15 protein-coding genes and 1 pseudogene are annotated in these 19,697 nt (G+C 60.5%); 9 read left to right on the forward strand and 7 right to left on the reverse strand.

Going from position 1 to position 19,697, the window contains the following annotated elements:
- Positions 1-24: 24 nt before the first annotated feature.
- Entirely contained in the window at positions 25-924 is a 900-nt protein-coding gene (locus G442_RS0110020; RefSeq protein WP_035376458.1) for a PPK2 family polyphosphate kinase, read from the forward strand.
- Between the two features lie 128 nt (positions 925-1,052).
- Here the strand turns inward: G442_RS0110020 and G442_RS0110025 are convergent, their stop codons facing one another.
- A complete protein-coding gene (locus G442_RS0110025; RefSeq protein ID WP_026397898.1) occupies positions 1,053-1,898 on the reverse strand; it encodes an SDR family oxidoreductase in 846 nt (281 codons plus the stop codon).
- A 187-nt stretch (positions 1,899-2,085) separates the two neighbouring features.
- Here G442_RS0110025 and G442_RS0110030 point away from each other — a divergent pair, with 187 nt between their 5' ends.
- Positions 2,086-2,379, forward strand: coding sequence for a winged helix-turn-helix transcriptional regulator (locus G442_RS0110030; RefSeq protein ID WP_246789404.1), 294 nt, complete (start codon positions 2,086-2,088; stop codon positions 2,377-2,379).
- Positions 2,380-2,809: 430 nt separating this feature from the next.
- Here the strand turns inward: G442_RS0110030 and G442_RS0110035 are convergent, their stop codons facing one another.
- Complete coding sequence (locus tag G442_RS0110035; RefSeq protein ID WP_026397900.1) at positions 2,810-3,646, reverse strand: alpha/beta fold hydrolase; 837 nt, start codon at positions 3,644-3,646, stop codon at positions 2,810-2,812.
- Between the two features lie 131 nt (positions 3,647-3,777).
- Entirely contained in the window at positions 3,778-4,530 is a 753-nt protein-coding gene (locus G442_RS0110040) for an SDR family NAD(P)-dependent oxidoreductase (protein ID WP_026397901.1), read from the reverse strand.
- A gap of 113 nt (positions 4,531-4,643) precedes the next feature.
- Here G442_RS0110040 and G442_RS0110045 point away from each other — a divergent pair, with 113 nt between their 5' ends.
- Positions 4,644-5,537, forward strand: a complete 894-nt coding sequence (locus tag G442_RS0110045) for a LysR substrate-binding domain-containing protein (protein WP_026397902.1) — start codon at positions 4,644-4,646, stop codon at positions 5,535-5,537.
- Positions 5,538-5,817: 280 nt separating this feature from the next.
- Here the strand turns inward: G442_RS0110045 and G442_RS21715 are convergent, their stop codons facing one another.
- Entirely contained in the window at positions 5,818-6,759 is a 942-nt protein-coding gene (locus G442_RS21715; protein WP_084440495.1) for a diacylglycerol/lipid kinase family protein, read from the reverse strand.
- Between the two features lie 181 nt (positions 6,760-6,940).
- Between G442_RS21715 and G442_RS21720 the strand changes: the two genes are divergently transcribed.
- From G442_RS21720 to panC, 4 genes are all read left to right on the forward strand, one after another.
- The gene (locus G442_RS21720) at positions 6,941-7,855 is read left to right on the forward strand and encodes a UDP-2,3-diacylglucosamine diphosphatase (RefSeq protein WP_084440496.1); all 915 of its coding nucleotides are present in this window, start codon (positions 6,941-6,943) and stop codon (positions 7,853-7,855) included.
- A 20-nt stretch (positions 7,856-7,875) separates the two neighbouring features.
- Complete coding sequence (locus G442_RS0110060; protein ID WP_026397903.1) at positions 7,876-8,898, forward strand: glycosyltransferase family 4 protein; 1,023 nt, start codon at positions 7,876-7,878, stop codon at positions 8,896-8,898.
- 683 nt (positions 8,899-9,581) lie between these two features.
- Positions 9,582-10,400 carry a 3-methyl-2-oxobutanoate hydroxymethyltransferase gene (gene panB / locus G442_RS0110070; protein ID WP_026397905.1) on the forward strand — a complete coding sequence of 273 codons (819 nt, stop codon included), beginning with the start codon at positions 9,582-9,584 and terminating at the stop codon, positions 10,398-10,400.
- Positions 10,397-11,224: a pantoate--beta-alanine ligase gene (panC, locus tag G442_RS0110075; protein ID WP_026397906.1), complete on the forward strand. Its 828-nt coding sequence runs from the start codon at positions 10,397-10,399 to the stop codon at positions 11,222-11,224. Before panB ends, panC begins: the two co-directional genes overlap by 4 nt.
- Positions 11,225-11,713: 489 nt before the next feature.
- Here the strand turns inward: panC and uvrA are convergent, their stop codons facing one another.
- The 3 genes from uvrA to G442_RS21735 all read right to left on the reverse strand — a co-directional run bounded on the left by uvrA (position 11,714) and on the right by G442_RS21735 (position 17,770).
- Positions 11,714-14,686 (reverse strand): excinuclease ABC subunit UvrA, encoded by a 2,973-nt coding sequence (gene uvrA, locus G442_RS21725; protein WP_051292181.1) that lies wholly within the window; start codon positions 14,684-14,686, stop codon positions 11,714-11,716.
- A gap of 128 nt (positions 14,687-14,814) precedes the next feature.
- Positions 14,815-17,289: a glycosyltransferase gene (locus G442_RS21730; protein ID WP_051292182.1), complete on the reverse strand. Its 2,475-nt coding sequence runs from the start codon at positions 17,287-17,289 to the stop codon at positions 14,815-14,817.
- A 127-nt stretch (positions 17,290-17,416) separates the two neighbouring features.
- Positions 17,417-17,770 carry a Rid family hydrolase gene (locus tag G442_RS21735; protein WP_051292183.1) on the reverse strand — a complete coding sequence of 118 codons (354 nt, stop codon included), beginning with the start codon at positions 17,768-17,770 and terminating at the stop codon, positions 17,417-17,419.
- 190 nt (positions 17,771-17,960) lie between these two features.
- On the opposite strand from G442_RS21735, the gene G442_RS21740 reads away from it, so the two are divergent.
- Both G442_RS21740 and rapZ read left to right on the forward strand, forming a co-directional pair.
- On the forward strand, positions 17,961-18,467 hold the full coding sequence (locus G442_RS21740) for an HPr kinase/phosphorylase (RefSeq protein WP_307188548.1): 507 nt from the start codon (positions 17,961-17,963) through the stop codon (positions 18,465-18,467).
- A gap of 161 nt (positions 18,468-18,628) precedes the next feature.
- Positions 18,629-19,615: pseudogene (gene rapZ / locus G442_RS21745) on the forward strand (RNase adapter RapZ); the annotation flags it as partial.
- Positions 19,616-19,697: the final 82 nt, after the last annotated feature.

Here is a 19,697-nt window from a genome sequence, read left to right on the forward strand (position 1 = left end):
GAAGTTATTGCAAGGGGACGTGTCATGAAGCAGAGCGCCGACCTCCAGACTATCCTGACGCGGCGCTTTCGCGTCGACGACGCGGCGAATTTCGACCTGTCGAAATACGACCCGAAGGACAAGGCCGATATCGGGCTGAGCAAGTCCGAAGGCAAAGCGTTGATGAAGGTGGCCAAGAAGCGCCTCGCAGATCTGCAGGACCTGCTGTACGCCAACGGGACGAAGTCGCTGCTTATCGTCTTTCAGGGCATGGACACCTCCGGCAAGGACGGCACGATCAAACATGTGATGTCCGGCGTAAATCCGCAGGGCGTCACGGTCTCTTCCTTCAAGCAGCCGGGGCCGCAGGAACTTCTGCATGGCTTCCTGTGGCGCATTCACATTGCTGGACCCTCGGCGGGGCGTATCGTCATTTTCAATCGCAGCCACTACGAAGACGTTCTGGTGACGCGGGTTCATCCGGAGCTTCTGGAGCGGGAGCACCTGCCGGGAGAGGTCGGGACGCCGGAGTTCTGGCAGGGACGTTTCGACGATATCCGAAATTTTGAGCACTACCTGTCTCGGCAGGGGACCGTCGTGCTGAAGTTTTTCCTCAACATTTCGCGTGAGGAGCAGCGCAAGCGCCTGCTCCGCCGCCTTGACCTGAAGGACAAGCGCTGGAAATTTTCAAGCGCGGATATGAAAGAGCGCGAATTCTGGGGAGACTATCGTCACGCTTATGAAGAGGCGATTCGCCATACGTCGTGTGATCACGCGCCATGGTTCGTAATCCCGGCCAATCGCAAATGGTTTGCGCGGTTGGTGGTCATTCACGCGATTATCGACACGATGGAGAATCTGGGGCAGAAGACGCCTACGATGGAGCCAGATTTGGCAAGTTCTCTGGACAAGTATCGGCAGGAACTCCTGGACGAGGCCGGGTAACATCTTCATGCTCAAAGGGGAGTGCTCCCCGCTTGAGCGTGGCTGATGTTTTTTGTCGTCTACGGGGCGCCGCGACAGGCCGATATTCTCCTCACAGATCGTCGCGACGTTTGATTTCGATAGGGCGATTATTTAAGCGCGATAGTGATGCTTTCAGAAAGAGACGTCGTTGGTTTCCCGATCAAGGTGGAGAGCTGAAGCCCATCATCGAAGAGCGCGCCTTTCGAGGCGGCGGTGTCGCAACCCGCTATGAAATGCGCCAGATCAGCGGGAAGGCCTGCTCCAATAAGAGCTTGGGCGTATTCCGCTTCAGGCAGATTTCGATAAGGAATTTCCTTTCCAGTCTGCCGCGAGATTTCTGCCGCCAAATCTGAGAGTGTCCAGGCGTTATCGCCTGCCAATTCATAGACTTTCCCAGAGTGACCTTTATTTGTGGCGACGACTGCAAGCGCTGCTGCGTAATCGGCACGAGCGGCAGATGAGATACGGCCGTCTGCGGCGCTCCCGATAAATGCGCCTGCCTTGAGAGCTGCTCCGACAGAATTGACGTAATTTTCCGTATACCAGCCGTTACGGAGAATCGTAAAAGACAGGCCCGACGATGCGAGGTCGACTTCGGTTTTGCGATGCTCATCAGCCAACGATAAAAGCGACGCATCAGCATGTAGCACGCTGGTATAAAAAATATTTTGAACGCCAGAGATTTTCGCTGCGTCAATGACATTTCGATGCTGCACGACACGGCGTCCGATTTCGCTGGATGAAATCAGGACCAGCGTCTCAACTCCTTTCAAAGCAGGCGCAAGCGTGTCGATTCTGGAGTAATCGAACTCTCGTTTTTCGATGCCTTCAAGGGCTATTTTTGAAGGTGTGCGGGCTAGGGCGACAATATGGTCTCCGGTCTCTCGGCCTATGAGGGCGTTGAGTGTAAGCTGCCCGAGTTGACCGCTCGCACCGGTAATCGCAATGGCCATGACATTTCTCTCTGATTGTGGTCGGTGACACGTCACGACATAAGATCTTTTCTTCTGATTAGTAAGTACGTACATAAAAGTAAGTATGAAGAAAAATTCGAAGACTCAGCGAACCTCTCTGTCGGAGCAATTGCGTCGAGGCGACCTTATGGCCGCTCAATGTCCCTCACGCGAGGTGCTAAAGCATATGACCAGCCGTTGGGGCGTTCTCGTTTTGATTGCGCTGCAAAACGGAACCCATCGGTTCGGTGAATTACGCCGCCTTATTGGTGGCGTGAGCGAGCGCATGTTGGCTCAGACCCTGCAGTGGCTGGAAAGCGATGGTCTTGTTGATCGCGTCGCGTTTCATGTGGTGCCGCCACATGTCGAATACAGCCTTACGCCGTTGGGACAGGAAGCGGCGGAGAAGGTGTCTGCGCTGGCGGACTGGATTGAAATACGTCTGCCAAGCATCCTCGAAGCAAAGCGCGAAAAAATATGAAATAATAATCTGTATGCATCGATGTTGATGATGAGTACGATCCGTGGCTCTGAAACTGCAAGTTAATCGGTAGTCAAATCAAGAATACTCTCAATGTGTTTGTTTCCAAAGATTATCGCTCAGGCGTGATTAGGGATGGAGGCGTTCGTCAAAAAATATTTCTGAATGACAAACGTTGCCTCCTGGAAGTTTCGGCATTGTCGTTCGGTAGCCATGCTTTTTTATCGTAAGGAGCCTTGTGTATCAGCCGCAGGAAAGGCCCCATCACTCGCAGCACTGAGCGTTGCTTTGGTCGGAGCATGTCAGATTGGGGGCTCGATTTTACGGGCGGTTCCAGTGCGATAACGCTAAGGCTGGCATGACATGGTGTCGCCGATGAAGCTTTGCGACAATGCGGCCACAGCAGATTTACCGTGGCCGCAGCGGGAGGTCAGCTTTTGATAAAGGCCAGCAGATCCGCATTGAGCACATCTGCATGCACTGTCAGCATCCCGTGCGGGAAACCGGGATAGGTCTTGAGCTTGCCATTTGGCAGCAGTTTGATCGACTTGAGCGCCGCGTCGGCAATCGGTACGATCTGGTCATCTTCTCCATGCAGGACAAGCGTCGGCACGGTAATGGCCTTCAGGTCTTCGGTCTGGTCAGTCTCGGAAAACGCCTTGATGCCCTCGTAATGGGCCTTTGCGCTGCCCATCATGCCCTGTCGCCACCAGTTTTGGATGACGCCTTCCTGCGGCTCAACTCCTGCGCGGTTGAATCCGAAGAACGGACCAGCAGGCACATCGCGGAAAAATTGAGCCCGATTTGCAGCAAGAGCCGAGCGAAATCCGTCGAACACTTCGATAGGCAAGCCTTCTGGATTGGCTTCAGTGCGCAGCATCAGAGGCGGCACGGCGCTGACCAAAACAGCTTTGGCGACGCGTCCGGCTGGCTGTCCGTGTCTGGCCACATAGCGCGCAACCTCGCCGCCACCCGTGGAGTGGCCGATATGCACGGCGTTTTTCAGGTCCAGCGCTTCCACGACGGCGAAGGCGTCGGCTGCATAGTGATCCATGTCGTGACCATCGGACACCTGCGTCGAGCGCCCGTGCCCGCGGCGATCATGCGCGATCACACGGAAGCCATGCTGCAAAAAGAACAGCATCTGGGCGTCCCAGTCGTCGGATGAGAGCGGCCATCCGTGATGGAACATGATCGGACGGGCGTCCTTCGGCCCCCAGTCCTTGTAGAAGATTTCGACGCCATCCCTGGTCGTGACGAAAGACATGATCATCTCCGAAAGTTTTCAGCGCAGGCGTTATGCTGTCGCTTGAAACGTCTGATAATCAGGTCGCGCGGCGCTTATCCAAACGTTGTTGTCTGTTTGTTCAGGACAAGGCCGCACGCGCCTGACGACGTTCAGATCTGCTTCTGACCTCCATCGACGTAAAGTTCAATGCCATTTATGAAACTGGCTTCATTGGAGGCAAGAAATAGCACCGAGCGCGCGATTTCCTCGGGTTGCGCCACGCGTCCCGAGGGGATCAGGCTGGCGAGGTAGGTTTTGGTTCCTTCGGCCTGTTCGCCGTTGCCGAAAAGGTGGTTCAGTCCTGCCGTATCGGTCACGCCCGGGCTCACGGCGTTGACGCGGATATGCCGGTCCTTGAGGTCGAGCATCCAGTTGCGTGCGAAGCTGCGTACTGCGGCCTTGGTCGCCGAATAGATGCTGAAAGCAGGCGTTCCGGCTGCGCTGACATTTGAGGCGTTAAGCACGATCGAAGCGCCATCGCGCAACAGCGGAAGCGCCTTTTGCACGGTAAAGAGCACGCCTTTGACATTGCTGTCGAAAGTGGACTGGTAGTGCTCTTCCGTGATCTCTCCCAAAGGCGCGAATGTTCCGCCGCCAGCGTTGGCGAAAATAACGTCGATCTGTCCATGTTTCTGCTGGACCGCGTCATACAGGCGGTCGATGTCTTCCAGATTGCTCATGTCGCCGCGTACGCCGGTGATCTTGCCGCCGATCTGGGCCACGGCGTCGTCGAGCGTATCCTGCCGTCTGCCCGTAATGAAAACGAATGCGCCTTCTTTGGCGAACGCCTTGGCTGCGGCCAGGCCGATGCCGCTTGTGCCGCCGGTCACGACCACCACTTTGCCGTCAAATCCGTAAACCATTGTTCTGCTCCTTGTCCGAGACGCGTTGATTGCGCCGGTGAGAGAGACATGACACCGCAACGATAAGTGCTGTAGACGGTGATATCGGCACACAGCGTTCAGAAAGAGGAACGATGGAACGACGCGATCTCAACGATCATGCATATTTCGTCTCGGTGGTGACGCATGGCGGGTTTTCTGCGGCGTCGCGTGCGTTGCGCGAACCGAAATCCAAACTCAGTCGTCGTATATCGGATCTGGAGACCCGGCTTGGCGCGCGGTTGATCGAGCGTTCGAGCCGACGCTTTCGCGTCACGGAACTCGGACAGGCATTTTATGAGCGCTGTCGTCTCATGCTGGACGAGGCGGATGCCGCGGAGGCGATCATCAGCGCCGCTCAGGCCGAGCCGGCAGGTATCGTCCGATTCAGTTGCCCCACCGGGATGGTCTCCGTCATCGGCGATCTGATCACCGGATTTCTAAACCGTTATCCAAAGGTGCGGCTGCAGCTTCTGGCGGTGGATCGACCTGTTGACCTCGTTCAGGAACGCATTGACCTCGCGCTGCGCGTCCGTCTGGCGCTGACGTCGGATGCAGCGCTGACCATGCGCACGCTGGGCCGTTCCGTGCGAGTCCTCGTCGCGCATCCACGCGTAGCCGCAGGCATTCACGCCCTGTCGGACCTGACGACGGCGCCGCTTTTGACAACGAGCGACGACGCGGCCGATTGCATCTGGCCGTTGATGAACAAGAATGGCGACACGCACGAAATTCGCCGAACACCCCGGTTTGGCTCGCAGGATATGACCATGGTGCGTGACGCCGCGATCGCAGGCCTTGGCGTTGCGTGGCTGCCGGATCATTTCGTTCGCGAAGCGCTGGTTGACGGTTGCCTTGTGCCTGTGCTGCCGGAGTGGACTGGGCCGAACGGGATTGTGCATCTCGTGTTCACCACGCGCAGGGGTCTGCCGTCGGCCGTGCGGGCGTTCATTGACCATCTTGCAGCGGGGTTTCCGAAGCGCCTTTGATCGGTGTGGATCGATGTCTGCGAGCGTTCATTTCCGTGAAGGGCGGATTACGTTGCGATGCTCGTTATGGCAGTTGGAGCAATCAGCAGAAGCGGCGCCCAAGCGTAAAATAAGAAATAAAATCAATATTCCGAATATATTTTTTATTTTTCAAAAAATATTGTCGATGAAGAGACTTGGCTGGCTCTATTGTGATTTTACGTTGGGTTTTCGGAAACCGATAAAATCAGATTTTCCAATTTATCTGCACCACAGAAGATAATGGGTCACATCGACGCAGTTATTGAGCAGCCCACCATGGAGCCGGCGCAGAGTGGAGCAACATCGCTTCCCCACGCTTGTTTTCGGCCTGCGTGGCGGCTGCGACAAGGATCGGCGCTTTTGCGTCGTAGACGCTGAGCGGCAGTATCCCTGCGGGATCGCCGTCAGCCTGCACTGGCAGTCCAGTCGGTCCGCCGATCTCCACGTGCGAAGCATGCAGCAACGAGACGCCCGGAAGCGCGCCCATGCGCCCTTGCGGCAATGCGGCCCCCGCCCGCAATGCGGAGAGCGGGCCGCCGTCGCGGAACAGCGCCACGGTGAAGCCTGGTTCGCCTGGTTGGGCGTCCGGCGCCAGTATGTAGGGGCCGCCATAGAAACGCCCCTTGCTGACGATGACGCTGGCGGCGCGATGCTCCACTCCGTCCAGCCGGATGGTCAAGTCGGGAAACTGGTAGCGCTGCAACTCCCGGAGGGTCTGCAGAACATAGGCGCCGCGTCCGATATGGCGTTTGGTCTGAAGATCGACATTGTGCACCACATGAGCGTCGAAGCCCGCTCCGACCATCTGGACGAAGAGTTTGGTCGATGTCGGCGTCTGCATCACGCCGGGCCAGAGAGGCGCGCTGCGAGGGGAAGAGAGGATCGTGGCGAGTTCGCGCGGGTGGTTCGGCAGGCCGAATTCATGGGCCAGCACGTTCGCCGTGCCCAGAGGAATGACGCCCAGCCGTGCCCGGCCGCCAATCATTCCGGCGACAGTCTCGGCGATCGTTCCGTCGCCGCCAGCGGCGACCACCATCTCCGCTCCGCTTGCCACAGCTTCCCGCGCCAGCGCGGTCGCGTGGCCGCTGTGCCGGGTCTCCAGAATTTTGACCGGCGCGCCGTGATTGACGAGCCAGTCGAGCACGGCCCACAGCTTGCGCGTGTTCCGCCGTCCGGCAGTCGGGTTATGGATGACAAACATTCGTGTCTTTCATCGGGGATTTCCCGTACTTTCTCTGTGAACATTAGGCGGAGACAGGCATCGCGCCAATGCGATCGGGGAATTCCGGTCTGAAATCATCAAACTGTCACGCGCAGCGTACGGCGGATCGCTTATGAGAGATCACGGACCATCAGTCGCGACATGATGAAAGCGGGGCGCCATGAGCTTCGATACTCTCCTCTCCGGCCAGACGTCTTATCGCGCGGTTTTCCTCTCGGACATACATCTCGGCACCAGGGGCAGCCGCGCCGCCCTGGTCGTCGATTTTCTGAAAACCGTGAACTGCGAAAAGCTTTATCTCGTAGGCGACATTATCGACGGTTGGCGGTTGCGGCGCTCCTGGCACTGGGATGAAGCGCATGACGAACTGTTGCGCATGATCCTCCGCCTCGCCCGGCGGGGTGTGGAAGTGGTCTACATCCCCGGCAACCACGACGAAATGTTCCGGGCCTGGCTGCCTATGGAACTGGAGATCGCATCGATCCGCCTTTGTCCCAAGGCCGAGCATGTCGCCGCCGACGGTCGCCGCTATCTGGTGATCCACGGAGACGAATTCGACAGCGTCGTTCGCTATGCGCCGGTTCTCGCGGTGTTGGGCGATCACGCCTATACGGCCGCGCTGACGCTCAACCGCTGGATCAACGGCGTGCGGCGCCGTCTGGGGCTGCCGTACCGGTCTTTTTCGGCCTGGGCCAAAAAGCGCGTCAAAGGCGCGGTGAAGGCGATAGACCGCTTCGAGGAAGCGTTGGCGCGCGAGGCGCGTCAATGTGGCGCTGACGGCGTGATCTGCGGGCATATTCATAACCCGGAAATCCGCGATATCGGCGGCGTGACTTACATGAACACCGGGGACTGGGTGGAGAGTTGCACGGCGCTGGTCGAGGACCGGCAGGGGCGTTTCTCCCTGATCGACTGGAGTTCGCATATGCGCGCGTCATATGGAGCGCCGAGCGCCTCTTCCCGTTCCGAGAGTGGTAGGGCGGCGCGGGGCGGGTTTCGTCAGGAACCGGGTCTGGCGCAGGCGGCGGCGGTGTCCGGCGGGGTCGCTGCGCGCAAGGCCTCGCTGTCGGCGTGATCGGTGTGAATGCAGGTTCCTTGAGGATCCTTGTCGCAACAGACGCCTGGAAGCCGCAGGTGAACGGCGTCGTGCGCACCATGACCACGGTAATCGACGGATTGCGCGCGCGCGGGCATGAGGTCGAGGTGCTGGGGCCTGACCGGTTTCGGTCCGTTCCCTGCCCGACTTACCCGGAAATTCGCCTGGCAGTCTGGCCGGGACCCGGTTTTGACCGAATGGCGCGAGCCTTCCGCCCGCAGGCCCTGCATATCGTGACCGAGGGCCCGATAGGCTGGGCGGCGTGGCGATGGGCGCGCAAGCAGGGAATGCCGTTCACGACCTCCTACCACACACGTTTCCCGGAATACGTGCAGGCGCGCGCGAAAATCGGTCTGGGCCTCTCCTACGCCGTTCTCAGACGTTTTCACAACGCGGCGGAGGCGACGCTCGTCGCTACGGAGAGCCTGCGGGAAGATCTCGCCGCCCGTGGATTCACCAGGTTGAAGCCGTGGACGCGTGGCGTCGACCTTGCCCGGTTTTCTCCCGAACCGCGTCGGGACTGGAAGACCGAACTTGGCGTTCAGGGACCGGTGTTTGTTCATGTCGGCCGCATTGCGGTGGAAAAAAACATCGAAGCGTTCCTCTCACTGGATCTTCCCGGATCGAAGGTGGTGGTGGGAGACGGGCCGCAACGCGCGGCGCTGCAACACCGCTTTCCAGAGGCGTTCTTTACGGGAAGGCTCAGCGAGGGGGCTCTGGCCGCGGCATATGCCGGGGGGGACGTTTTCGTGTTTCCCAGCCTGACCGACACGTTCGGTCTTGTTCTGCTTGAATCGCTCGCCTGCGGCACGCCGGTCGCGGCTTACGACGTCACTGGCCCACGTGATATTCTGGCCGGGACTGGTGGCCGTGTGGGCACGGTGGGCGCAGACCTGCGCGCCGCCTGTCTCGCTGCTTTGAACGCGGATCGAGGCGCATGCCGCGCCCACGCCGAACGGTTTACATGGGAGGCGTGTACCGAGATGTTCGAAAAGGCGCTGAGTCCGGTTTCGGCATTGTAGCGCCAGGGCCTTATCCGTTCAAAGGGATTCACGGATAAGGCCCTGGCTTGTTGTTTTAGAGGGCCTCTTTATTCGATCAGCGGATGCCGCCCGATCGGATGATGCTCTGGACGGCGCAGGATCCCCGTCTAATCGAATATGACGCCGCGTCGCCGCGGGCGGGCGCCGTGCTTCGGGGGACGCAAGGTGCGGGCGTCCGGTCAAAGAGGCGCATCTGATCAGGGATCGTCCATGTGCGGGCCGCCGCGCTTATCCTGTGTAAATCAGATTTTCGGGCATGGCTGCTGTTTTGGCAGTGGCTGGCGTGGAATGCGCTGAGCGCAACCTCTGAACGCGAGATGTTCTGTCTGACGGTATAGTGACCTCCACGTCTGAAGACCCCGAAACAATAGGACGGCGGCGGGTCTGAGCGTGGCAGGCGGACGAGCGCGGGCCAGGAAAAACTTCGTTTTTGAGAGATGACGCTACGGCGGTAAGCTGCTTTTCCTGTATGCGCCTGACATCCGGTCGACGTGGATGGCCAGAGATATCCGGGCGCGTCGCAATCGGCGTGTTCGGACCGGCGGCAGGACGCGAACCTCATGGGGTCGCTCCGGTTCCAGCGCGTCATGCGGCGCGCGCCGGGTGGCGAGTTGTCGTTCCTGCGGATATACAGGCCGCGACACGAAACAAAAGTTAAGACAATGAGCGTCAACGTATCGCAGAAAACTCTGACAGCCACGGACATAAGACTGCGAAAGGGGGGAGAACCTCTCGTATGCCTGACGGCGTATACAACGCCGATCGCAAAACTGGTGGACGCCCATTGTGACGTCGCGCTGGTCGGCGACAGTGTGGGCATGGTCCTGCATGGCCTTCCGTCGACGCTGAGCGTCACGCTGGATATGATGATTCTGCACGGTAAAGCCGTCGTTCGCGGCTTGTCGCATGCGCTCTGCGTCGTCGACCTGCCTTTTGGAACTTACGAAGAGAGTCCAGAGCAAGCGTTCAGGAGCGCCGCGAGGATTCTTGCTGAAACCGGGGCCGCCGCTGTCAAGCTGGAAGGCGGTGTCCACATGGCCACGACCATCGATTTTCTGGTGCGACGTGGCGTCCCGGTCATGGGACACATTGGCCTTACGCCGCAATCTGTTAATACACTTGGCGGCTACAAGGTGCAGGGGCGCGATGCGGATGCGGAGCGTGTGCTGGCGGACGCGTGCGCTGTGAGCGAGGCCGGTGCGTTCGCAGTCGTTCTGGAGAAAATCTCACAGTCCCTTGCGAAACAGATTACGTCTTCGATCGCCTGCCCCACAATCGGGATTGGGGCAGGCCCGGATTGCGACGGTCAAATTCTGGTTGTTGACGATATGTTAGGAATGTTTTCTGATTTTCGACCGAAATTCGTCAAGCGTTACGCAGATCTGGCCGCGCAGGCGGAGACGGCGGTCAGCGCCTACGCCGAAGAAGTTCGTCGCCGGAAATTTCCTTCTAAAGATCATAGTTTTGGAGATCTGGCGTGATTTTCCGTACTGTCTCCAGTTTGCAGGCCCAGATAGCCGCCTGGAAAGCTGAAGGCGCGACGATCGGCCTGACGCCGACAATGGGTGCGCTGCATGACGGGCATCTCTCGCTGGTGAAGCGGGCGCGCGAACAGTGCGATCGCGTGATCGTGTCGATTTTCGTCAACCCGACGCAGTTCAACAATGCAGCCGACCTTGAGACCTATCCTCGGTGCGAAGATCGGGACGTCGCCTTGCTGGGGGGTGTAGACGCTGTGTTTATCCCTTCTGTTGCCGAGATGTATCCGGAAGGGTTCATATCGAACGTCCATGTGGGCGGCCTGTCTGAGCGACTGGAAGGCGCGCACCGCCCGGGGCATTTCGACGGCATGGCGACCGTCGTGATGAAGCTTTTCAATATATCGAAGGCTGATGCTGCATTTTTTGGCGAGAAGGACTGGCAGCAGTTGCAGATCGTTCGCCGTATGGTGAAAGACTTCAACCACTCGATACGCATTGAGGGCGGCGCGACGCTGCGTGAGGCGGACGGCCTTGCCATGTCGTCACGGAACCAGCGTCTGGGAGAGGACGCGCGGCGGCGCGCGCCTGCGTTGTACGCAGCGCTTCAGAAGGTTGCAGATGTTGTGCGAAGCGGCGCGACGAGAAGCGTTGCGCTTGATATGGGCACGCAAATACTGCGTGATTCTGGTTTCGAAAATGTCGATTACCTTGACGTGTGTGATGCAATGACGTTGACGTCTGGAGAGAAGTCGGATGGCTCTCTCAGGGTGTTGGCGGCGGCCTGGCTTGATGGGGTTCGGCTCATCGACAATCTGGCTGTTTAGCAGGGTTTGCTCTTGTCGGGCGCTGTTTCAGGGTTGATGACCGCTACAGGACTGGGGGTTCTACTCGTTTGAGTTTTTAAAATTAGTGCATATTTTTTTAAATGTGCGAAGAATATCGATTTTCTTTTGCGTGGTTTTATCTGGGGAAAATTCATAGATCGCTCAACGAATTTCGATCTTGTAAAAACTATAAGTGATGTTGTTCCGAATTTCCCAAGGTCGAGAATGTCGTGGGTTTCGGAAAAATCGCCCTCTGATAAAAACCGATGTGAAAGCCCTTTGTCGAAAAGGCGCTCTTGACGTAAAAGGGCGCGTCAACATTCCCATGCCGTCGTGTAGGTGTGTTGCGAAAGACTTTACCGCCCTATCGCGCCAACGCGGCTCCGGTCAGACAAGATCGTTTAGGCGGGCGCGGTTGATCGGGAGCATGGATGTCTGAAGCGTCGCCTCTGCATTGAGGTCCAGTGGTAGCGCTTCAGACTCCCGCCGTCAGATGACAGTTGCGCCGCGTTTTGCCTTCGAAGCAACTCCCTTTGTTCGTTCGAGAGACTTTCGAGATGATTTGCCCTTTTCTGAGGTTTTTGAAGCAATCTCAGGACGTCCTGTGGCCTTGAGCAAGGGCGCGAGAAAACGACCCGTATGGCTCTCGGCGCAGGCGGCGATAGTCTCGGGAGTGCCTTCGGCGACGATCCTGCCGCCGCCATCTCCGCCTTCCGGCCCGATATCCAGAATCCAGTCCGCCGTCTTGATGACCTCGAGATTATGCTCGATCACGACAACAGTATTGCCCTGCTCCACCAGCGCGTGCAGCACGTCGAGCAGCTTGCGTACGTCTTCCGTGTGCAGTCCTGTGGTGGGCTCGTCGAGAATGTACATTGTGCGGCCGGTGGCGCGTCTGGCCAGTTCCTTGGACAGCTTCACGCGCTGGGCCTCGCCACCTGAGAGCGTCGTCGCCTGCTGGCCGAGCGCGACGTAGCCGAGGCCGACCTGTTGCAGGATCGCCAGCCGGTCGCGGATGCGGGGTTGAGCCTGAAAATACGGCAGGGCTTCGTCAACGCTCATGGCGAGAACGTCGGCGATGGACTTGCCCTTGAACTTCACCTCTAACGTCTCACGGTTGTACCGCGCGCCCTTGCAGGCGTCGCAAGTGACGAACACGTCCGGCAGGAAGTGCATCTCGATCTTGAGCACGCCGTCGCCCTGACATGCTTCGCAGCGCCCGCCCTTCACGTTGAAGGAGAAGCGGCCGGGCTTGTAGCCGCGCGCCCTGCTCTCTGGCAGTTCGGCGAACCAGTCGCGGATCGGCGCGAACAGATCGGTGTAGGTCGCAGGGTTGGAGCGCGGGGTGCGGCCGATCGGCGACTGGTCGATGTCGATAATCTTGTCGAGCAACTCCATGCCGTCGACGCCCGCGCACGGCGACGGCGACTGCCCGGACCCCATGAGGTTGCGTGAAAGCGTCTTGTAGAGCGTGTCGATAACCAGCGTCGACTTGCCGCTGCCCGAGACGCCGGTGATGCACGTGAACGTGCCGAGCGGGAAACTGGCTGTTACGTTCTTCAGGTTGTTCCCGGTCGCTTCGCGGACGGTGACGACCTTCTTCTTGTCGAACGGTCGGCGTTGAGTCGGAACGGGAATCTGCCTGCGGCCGGATAGATAGGCGCCAGTCAGGCTGTCGGGGGATTCCGCCACTTCCTTCGGCGTGCCTGCGGCGATCACACGTCCACCATTGACGCCTGCGCCCGGTCCCATGTCGATCAGCCAGTCAGCGCTGCGGATTGCGTCTTCGTCGTGTTCCACGACGATCAGGGTGTTGCCGAGGGATTTCAGCCGCTCCAGCGTGCCGAGAAGACGCTCGTTGTCGCGCTGATGGAGGCCGATCGACGGTTCGTCGAGCACATACAGGACGCCGGTCAGGCCGGAGCCGATCTGGCTCGCCAGGCGAATGCGCTGGCTTTCGCCGCCGGACAGCGTGGCGGAGCCGCGCGAGAGCGTCAGGTAATCGAGGCCGACGTCGACAAGGAATTTCAGCCTGTCGACGATCTCTCGCAGGATGCGCCTCGCGATTTCCGCGCGCTGCGGCGTCAGCGTAGGCAGCACGTTGTCGAACCACTCAAGCGCCTTGCGGATGGACAGGTCGGACGCCTGCGCGATGTTGAAGCCTGCGACCCGCACGCAGAGCGCTTCCGGCTTGAGCCGCGCGCCGTCGCAGACATGGCATGGCTTGTCGGATTGATAGCGCGTCAGCTCTTCCCGCGCCCAGACGCTGTCGGTCATCGCCAGCCGCTTGCGCAGATTGGCCAGCACGCCGTCGAACGGCTTGGTGACGGCGTAGGCCTTGCGGCCGTCGCGGTAGGTGAAGACGATGTCGTCCGGCGTGCCCTCCAGGATGGCTGTCCGTGCGGCCTCTGGCAAATGGCGCCATGGCGTCGTCATCTCCACGCCCAGATGGGCGGTGACGCTGGCCAGGGTCTGTTCGAACAGGTCGTTCTGTGCGTTGCGCCACGGGGCGATAGCCCCCTGCGCCAGAGACAGGCCTTCGTCCGGCACGACCAGATGCGGATCGAAATACGTCTCCGTGCCGATGCCGTCGCAGGTCGGACAGGCACCCTGTGGCGCGTTGAAGGAAAACAGGCGCGGCTCGATCTCTTCCAGCGTGAAGCCGCTTTCAGGACAGGCGAAGCGCGAAGAAAACACGGTGCGTGCGCTTTCGGTCGCGGCGTCGCGTGAGACTTCTTCGGCGTAGACGATCCCGTCCGAGAGGCCGAGCGCGGTTTCGAAACTGTCGGCCAGACGGCTTTCAATGCCCGGCTTCACGACGATCCGGTCAACCACGGCTTCGACCGTATGCCGCAGCTTGCGGTTCAGCTTGGGGACTTCGGAGATCTCATACAATTCGCCGTCGACCTTGACGCGAGAAAAGCCCTTGCGCTGAAGCTCGGCGATTTCCTTCTGGTATTCCCCCTTGCGGTCGCGAATGACCGGGGCCAGCAGCATCAGCCGCGCACCCTCCGCCATCTCCATCACGCGATCGACCATCATGCTGACGGTTTGGGCCTCGATCGGCAGGCCGGTCGCTGGCGAATACGGCACGCCCGCCCGCGCCCAGAGCAGACGCATGTAGTCGTGGATTTCAGTGACGGTGCCGACGGTCGAGCGCGGATTCTTGGACGTGGTTTTCTGTTCGATCGAAATCGCAGGCGACAGCCCGTCTATCGAGTCGACGTCCGGCTTGCCCATCAATTCGAGGAACTGCCGCGCATAGGCGGACAGGCTTTCGACGTAGCGTCTCTGCCCTTCGGCGTAGATCGTATCGAAGGCGAGCGACGATTTGCCCGACCCCGAAAGGCCGGTGATGACGGTCAGCTTGTCACGCGGAATCTCTACATCCACGGATTTCAGGTTGTGCGCGCGTGCGCCCTTGACCCGGATGGCGTGGCTGGAAATCGTCTGCTTCGTCATCGTGCCGTCAGTCGTCCTGTCGTTCCGACCGACGAATATAGGCGGCCCGCCGGATTTTTACAGGGCGAATGTTAGCTTTTTGTTCGCATGACCGAATGGCGCTTACAGAGTGACAAGATGGCGGGAGGTCACGTCTGGCGAGAGCGCCCGGCCCCGCCTTCTCCCAACGCACGCAACAGGCTTTCCTCCAGCGTGCGTGGTGAAAACTCGACCTCGATCAGCGCCCTGCCCCGGTCCGAGCGCTCTCGCCACAACGCGTCGTCTCGTAAAAGCGCGACGATGGCGTCTGCAAAGACTACAGAATCTTCAGTGATGGCGCAGACGTCATGAATGCCCGGAATCCCCTCGGCGCCGATCGGCGTCGTCACCAGAGGCAGGCCGTGATGCAGGGCCTCCACCACTTTTCCCTTCACGCCAGCGCCGAAACGCGGCGGCGCGGCGGCGACGCGGGCGCTTGCATACAGCGCCTCCAGTTCCTCGTCGGTGACGTATCCGGTCACCCTCACCCGCTCACCCGCCATAGCGAGGACCGCAGGCGCGGGTTTCGATCCGGCCAGAATCAGTCGCGCGTCGGGCATTGCGGCAAGCACACGGGGCATGACTTCCTCGACCAGCCATTTAGCTGCGTCGATATTTGGTGGATGAGCGAAGCCGCCGACGAACAGGATCGTCGCTCCGCTCGACGGCGCGCGGGCGGGGTAGTTGTCCCTGAAACAGAACGGCGTCACGGCATGGGCGGGCGCGCCGGGCAGGATTTCGCGCACCAGAGCGGCTTCGTATTCCGCGAGGTAGATGATTGAGTCGACCTGTCGCCAGAGATCGATTTCCAGATCGCGCATGTCTTCGGCGTCGTGGCGAAGTGCGTCGTCGCCAGTCAGATCGACTTCCCGCATCATTCGCAGAAAATGAATGTCGACTCCATAAAATGACAAAAATGGCCGTGGGGATGTCTTCAGATACGGCATGTACCAGCGCGCCACCGTGGGGCGCATGAGCATGACGTGGTCCAGATCCGCGCCGTTCACCGCAATCCACTCGGGAAATTCCGGCGGGCTTGTGTAGTCCAGTATTTCCACCCCCAGGCGTTCCAGAGCCGGGGAGTAGGGCGTGCGGGCGCGCGGCGCGTGCGGCCAGAACTTGACCAGCCACCCAGCGTCGAGCAGGGCGCGGATGACGCACATCGTGGCGCGCGAGCCGGCGTCCCGGTCCGGCTCCGGCACGTAGTGGTCGACGATCAGGATCGTGCGGCGGTGACGCGCGCGCGCAGTCGCCCGCAGAACATGCGCCCCGGGCGAGAAGTGATCGGCCTCCAGGGTATCTTTCCACCGTGACAGCATGATCTCGCGGTTGCGCGCCTGATAGGCTTTCACGCCGCTCGCCTCATCCGTTCCGTGAGATAGCCCCTCGTGGTGGATCACGCGCGACTTTGGCTCGAAAATAACGCGGTAGCCTGCCTGTCTTACGCGAAAAGCGAGATCGGCGTCCTCGTAATAGGCAGGGGCGAAAACCTCATCAAAACCGTCGAGCGTTTCGAAAAGGTCGCGCGGGATGAGGATCGATGCGCCGGAGATGTAGTCGACCTCGTGCGGCCAGTTGTAGGCGGCGCGTTCCGGGGCGTCGTTTCGTCCGACATTCCAGCCCGAGGCGTCGTTCCAGATGACGCCGCCAGCCTCCTGCAATCGCCCATCGGGGAATAGCAGTTTCGATCCCGTCAGGCCGACGCCGGGATCGGCTTCCAGTCTCGCCACCAGCGCGTCGAACGCTCCCGGCAAGACTTCCGTGTCGTTGTTCAGGAAATGCAGGTAACGCCCCGCCGCCTTCTTCGCCGCATCGTTGCAGTTTTTCAGAAAACCGAGGTTTCGGGGCTGTTCGATCAGGATCAGGCCGCGAATTTCGGCCAGCCGGGCGATTGCGGGGTCTCCCGACGCGTCCTCCGCCACGATTACTTCATAGGGCGCGGTCGGAGGGTTATCGACGATCGATTGCAGGCATCTGAGTGTGACTGGAACCTGCCCATAGGTCGGAATGACGATGCTGAGAACCGGTTCTGCATGCCGTGGAAAGAGCAGGGGGCGGGACGGCTGAAATTCCACCGGCATGGGCGAAACAGCCAGCGCGCCGGTTGCCGGGGGCTTTGGCCCGGACGCTTCGGATGTGGGGGGGGCAGGCATGGCGCCCGGGCCGGGCGGCAGTGTGCGGGGTGCGTTGATCAACTCTACAGCGCTAACGGCGGCAGGCGCCGTCATCGCTGGCGCTGTCAGTTCGGCGCTGGTGCGGATTTGATGGAGTTGCGCCCGGCTGAGACGGTAGAGCTGAAAACGGGTCGGGAATTGTCCGCTGGCGATCCACCAGACCGATTTGAGGGACAGGCGCATCAGCCGCGCCAGCCTAGGCGCGCGCTTCAGAGCGACGCGGGCAGGGTAGGTGATGCGCCAGAATGTGCTGTTTTCGAAGGAATCGACCTGCTGCCGCAGGCTTGCAATTGTGGCGTTCGCCTCGGCCAGAGCGCGCTCGACTTTGTGCAGATGGTCCAGTTGCTTATGCGCGGCGATGTCTTTCTGTGGCGTGGACTGCTCGGTGGAGACGTTTGGAGGAAACGACAATGAAGTAATCCGTCAGGCCAGAAAACTCGAAGTTTTTAACGTAGCGTCTGACGGCGGTGCGATAAAGCGCTCTGTTGCGCGGTCGTCCGCAGGTCGCGGCCACACCGGCTTGATGAGCTCGCAGCGCCTACAGGGGCGCCGTGCGCTCCGGCAGACGGGCGATCAGGTCGATTTCGATCTCGACGTCAGGCCGTTCGAACTCGGGAACGACAAGCAGGGTTGATATCGGCTGCCTCTCACCGAACGCGCCATACAGAAATGGCGCACAATGCGGGAGGCCTTCGGTGTCCTTGACGCGATAGATGACCCTGACCACGTCGGTCATTGATGCGCCGCGGGCGGCGAGCGCTGCCCGTCCGGCGGAGAACGCGAGACGAAGCTGCTCGCTCATGCGCGGAGGGAAGTGGTCAGCGTGACGGTCGAAGCCTCTGACGCGCCGGAGACTGATGCCGTCGCGCTCCTGCTCGCATACCATGGTCATTGCACGGCGCGCCGGCAGGCGTCGCTGTCGGTGGGCGTTACGATCGAGCCGGCATTCACGTCCCGCGCTCTCCCCTGGCTGTTCGAGGCGCGGGGTGCGTCTCGCAAAAACGTCTCGCGTCAGCCGGGTTTCCGGCGCCGCCACAATGTGGTCATAATCGTGAAGCGAGCAAAACGAAAGACGTTGCCGGATGGTAATGCTCACCCCGCGCGAACAGGACGCCGCCTTCCCAGCCCTTCGTTCGCTGCACGCCTGCTGCGCCGCCAGAAATGGGGCCGGGGTTTTGATTTTCGGGCCTTCCGGGGCCGGAAAATCGGACCTACTTCTTCGTCTCGTTCATGCGGGGTACGACCTTGTCGCCGATGATCGGGTGTTGCTCGCAGACGGGGTGGCGTCGGCGCCGGCGCCATTGCGGGGGATGATGGAGGTTCGGGGCTGGGGGCTGGTGCGCATGCGGTTTGTTGAACGCGTGAGCGCGTATCTCGCCGTTGCGCTTATCGCGCCCGGAGGCGATGAAACCGCGATGACCCCAGAACGGTCCCCGGAGCCGGAGACGCATGGACCGAGCGGGTTGCCGCTCTTGCGACTGAACGGGTTTCACGCTTCCGCCGTCGCGCGGATCGACGTCGCGCTGGACTGCATGGCGCCCGTGTCACTCCGTAGCCGCATTGGGGTTATGTCGCTTGGTGATATCTGAAGGCTACGAAATGTTGCCACCTTGCGGGGACGTACTGATATGATGCGTGCGAAAGCGATGATAGCGCGCAGGTTCGCCCGCGCCCCGTGTTTGCTCTGGGCCTCAGCCGTTATTCTCTGGGGCCTGCCCATTTTCATCACACAAGGCGCCTTTTCGGTTCCATGGTGACACTTAGTCCTTCTGAAGACAGCGTTACGCCGCGTCAGATTCTTCTCGTCACGGGTCTGTCCGGGGCGGGGAAGTCGTCTATCCTGCGGATTCTGGAGGATTTGGGTCACGAGGTGATCGACAATCCCCCGCTCGGCATGCTCGACGACATCGTGGCGCGCGCTGATCGCCCGATCGCTATCGGCGTCGATTCCCGCACGCGCGGTTTCGATGCGTCCGCCGTGCTGGAGGCGCTGGCCCGGCTTCGCGTCAATCCCCATCTTCATGCCGAACTGATCTATGCGGCCGCCGAAGAGGCGACGTTGCTGCGTCGTTATACGGCCACCCGGCGCCGTCACCCGCTGGCGCCGCATGGCAGCGTGAAGGAAGGCATCGAGGAGGAGATCGCCCTTACGGCGAGATTGCGTGGCAGCGCTGATCTGGTCATCGACACGTCAGACCTGTCCGCCCCGGAACTGCGCCGTCTTGTGGAGGCGCGTTTCGGCGCCTGGCTCACCGGACCGGATGAGGGCCTGACGGTCATCCTGATGTCATTCGCCTATCCGTCTGGCCTGCCGCGTGAAGCGGATATGGTGTTCGATGCACGGTTCCTGCGTAATCCGCACTACGATCCGGTCCTGGCGCCGATGACCGGTCTTGATCAGGCCGTGGTCGACTATGTGCGCGCCGATGCGGATTACGAGCCCTTTCTCGCCCAGATTCAGGCGATGCTGAAGCTGGTCTTGCCGCGCTTCGTGCGTGAGGGAAAGAAATACGCGACGATCGCGATCGGTTGCAGTGGCGGGCGACATCGCTCCGTCACGCTTGTGGAAGCGCTGGCGCGCCGCTTGACGGAAGAAGGCGTGCGCCGCGCCGAAGAAGACGAGGAGCGGTGTCTGGCGGCCGGCGACTGGCCCATAGCGGTGGCGCATCGGGAACTCGCCCGGCTGGGCGTGGGCGGCACGAGCGGCGGCTGGCGTTGGGCGCGCGAGCCGACCGATGGAATTTCGGATGCGCATGAATCGGGCGCTGGCGATGCGCCGTCCATAGACCGTGCGTCCGGGGAGGCCTCTCCCTCGGCTG

The sequence above is a fragment of the Acetobacter nitrogenifigens DSM 23921 = NBRC 105050 genome, assembly GCF_000429165.1.
Taxonomy (GTDB): Bacteria; Pseudomonadota; Alphaproteobacteria; order Acetobacterales; family Acetobacteraceae; genus Acetobacter; species Acetobacter nitrogenifigens.